The organism is Burkholderia sp. Bp8986 (assembly GCF_003854225.1).
In the GTDB taxonomy this organism is placed as follows: Bacteria; Pseudomonadota; Gammaproteobacteria; order Burkholderiales; family Burkholderiaceae; genus Burkholderia.
Window position 1 is genome coordinate 1 of record NZ_QTQM01000140.1, and the last position, 1,746, is coordinate 1,746.

At 67.3% G+C, this 1,746-nt stretch carries 1 protein-coding gene; it reads left to right on the plus strand.

Features of this window, described 5'->3' with window-relative positions; translation table 11 throughout:
* Positions 1 to 1,746: acetate--CoA ligase (gene acs, locus DID99_RS36520; protein WP_124668717.1), on the plus strand; the 1,746-nt coding region annotated here is incomplete at both ends.

The window sequence follows — 1,746 nt, forward strand, 5'->3', positions numbered from 1 at the left end:
TGGTTCGACGACGGCGAACTCAACGCGTCGTACAACTGCCTCGACCGCCACGTCGAAGCCGGCAACGGCGAGCGCGTCGCCGTGATCTTCGAGGCCGACGACGGCACCGTCACGCGCGTCACCTATGCCGAGTTGCTGGCACGCGTGTCGCGCTTCGCGAACGCGCTGAAGAAACGCGGGATCGGCAAGGGCGATCGCGTCATCATCTATATTCCGATGTCGATCGAAGGCATCGTCGCGATGCAGGCCTGCGCGCGCATCGGCGCCACGCACTCGGTCGTGTTCGGCGGCTTCTCCGCGAAATCGCTCAACGAGCGGCTCGTCGACGTCGGCGCCGTTGCACTCATCACCGCCGACGAGCAGGCGCGCGGCGGCAAGACGCTGCCGCTCAAGAGCATCGCCGACGAGGCGCTCGCGATGGGCGGCTGCGAAGCGGTCAAGAGCGTGATCGTCTATCGCCGCACCGGCGGCAAGATCGACTGGCATGCCGAACGCGACCTGTGGATGCACGAGATCGCCGACGGCGAGTCCGACACCTGCGCGCCGGAATGGGTCGGCGCCGAGCATCCGCTGTTCATCCTGTATACGTCGGGCTCGACCGGCAAGCCGAAGGGCGTGCAGCACAGCACCGGCGGCTACCTGCTGTGGGCCGCGCAGACGATGAAGTGGACCTTCGACTGGAAGCCCGCCGACGTGTTCTGGTGCACGGCCGACATCGGCTGGGTCACCGGCCATACGTACATCACGTACGGCCCGCTCGCGTGCGGCGGCACGCAAGTCGTGTTCGAGGGCGTGCCGACGTATCCGGACGCCGGCCGCTTCTGGAAGATGATCGGCGATCACAAGGTCACGGTGTTCTACACCGCGCCGACCGCGATCCGTTCGCTGATCAAGGCCGCCGAAGCCGACGACAAGGTCCATCCGAAGAGCTACGACCTGTCGAGCCTGTGCATCATCGGCACGGTCGGCGAGCCGATCAATCCGGAAGCATGGATGTGGTATCACAAGCACGTCGGCCAGGAGCGCTGCCCGATCGTCGACACGTGGTGGCAGACCGAAACCGGCGGCCACATGATCACGCCGCTGCCGGGCGCGACGCCGACGGTGCCGGGTTCGTGCACGCTGCCGCTGCCGGGCATCATGGCCGCGGTGGTCGACGAAACCGGCCAGGACGTGCCGAACGGGCAAGGCGGCATTCTCGTCGTCAAGCGTCCGTGGCCGGCGATGATCCGCACGATCTGGGGCGATCCGGAGCGCTTCAAGAAGAGTTATTACCCGGAAGAACTCGGCGGCACGCTCTATCTCGCCGGCGACGGCACGGTGCGCGACAAGGACACCGGCTACTTCACGATCATGGGCCGCATCGACGACGTGCTGAACGTGTCGGGCCACCGGCTCGGCACGATGGAGATCGAGTCGGCGCTGGTCTCGCACGAGCTGGTGGCGGAAGCGGCGGTGGTCGGCCGCCCGGACGACACGACCGGCGAGGCGGTGGTCGCGTTCGTGGTGCTCAAGCGCTCGCGTCCGGAAGGCGAGGAAGCGGCGGCGCTCGCGAAGGCGCTGCGCGACTGGGTCGGCAAGCAGATCGGGCCGATCGCGAAACCGAAGGACATCCGCTTCGGCGACAACCTGCCGAAGACGCGCTCGGGCAAGATCATGCGGCGCCTGTTGCGCTCGCTCGCGAAGGGCGAGGCGATCACGCAGGACACGTCCACGCTCGAGAACCCGGCGATCCTCGAGCAGCTC